The sequence below is a fragment of the Sphingobium trunci genome, from assembly GCF_022664535.1.
GTDB lineage: Bacteria > Pseudomonadota > Alphaproteobacteria > Sphingomonadales > Sphingomonadaceae > Sphingobium.
This window is the reverse complement of record NZ_JAKUJY010000066.1, coordinates 1-1,043: the sequence shown is the minus strand read 5'-3', so window position 1 is coordinate 1,043 and position 1,043 is coordinate 1. Positions and strand designations below refer to the sequence as shown.

The following is a 1,043-nucleotide window of genomic DNA, read 5'->3' as shown; positions in this document are numbered from 1 at the left end:
ATCGTCTTTCCCCACCGTGATCCGGCATCGACTTTGCCCTCGCTCGCCAGCCTGATCGCGACGATCCGGCGCTGGACCTATCCCCATGTCGATCAGGCCGCGATCGGGCAGGCACAGATGGAGATGTGGGCGACCGCGCTGGAACGCACGCTCGCCTTCCGCGCCGATCCGGCGCAGGCGGGCCGGTTCGTCGATGTCCATTATGAAAGGCTGGTGGCCGATCCGATGCGGTCGGTGCGGTCGATCTACGATCATTTCGGGCTGGAACTGACGCCGCAGGCGGAAACGGCGATGCAGCGCTTCCTGGATGACAAGCCCAAGGACAAGCATGGGGCGCACCGCTATACGCTGGAAGATGCGGGGCTGACCCGCGCGCAGGTGCATGCGCGTTTCGCCCCCTATCTGGACAGCCATTTCACCAGCCAGGACTGACACAAGGAGAAGCGCATGGCTTTCGACCTGACCGGCGGTTACGATCCGGCATTCGACTATCCCCTTGGCGCGCGGCCTGACAATCCGCAGATGCGCGACAGCGTGTCGATGTGGGTTTGCGACAATGACGGGCGCTTCGCCTTTCCGCGCATGTGCATAGAGGCGGTGGCGGACGAATGGGACAATCGCGGCGTCGTCGCCAACATCGCCTTTCCCGACGGGCGCGTGCTGATCGGCGCGGGCGGCCATGGCGTCGCGCCGCAGAAGATGGTGGACGGCCGGGCGGTGACGCTGAATGCGGGGCCGCTGACCTTCGAAGTGAAGGAGCCGCTGACGCGCTGGACGATGACCTTCGACGGCCCGGCCTACGAAACCACGGTGCAGGACCAGGCGCGCGGCGTCGCTGACGGGCCGCGCAAGCATGTGCTGATCGAGGTGGAGACCGTCATGGCCGCGCCGCCCTGGACACCCGGGGAACAGGCCGCGCAATCGGGCGACAGTGCCACCGCGCTGGCCGTCGGCGCGATCGGCGGGCATCGTCATGAGCAGCTCTTCCGCTGCACCGGCCGCTTCCTGGTGGAGGGCGAGGAAGAGCGGCGCTTCGAGGGCAC

The 1,043-nt window shown here is 66.9% G+C and carries 1 protein-coding gene and 1 pseudogene; both read left to right on the top strand.

Annotation, left to right across the window (positions count from 1 at the left end):
* A partial coding sequence (locus tag MJ601_RS21765; RefSeq protein ID WP_242130480.1) for a sulfotransferase family protein occupies positions 1-432 on the top strand: 432 nt, incomplete at its 5' end.
* 15 nt (positions 433-447) lie between these two features.
* Positions 448-1,043: pseudogene (locus MJ601_RS21760) on the top strand (hypothetical protein); the annotation flags it as partial.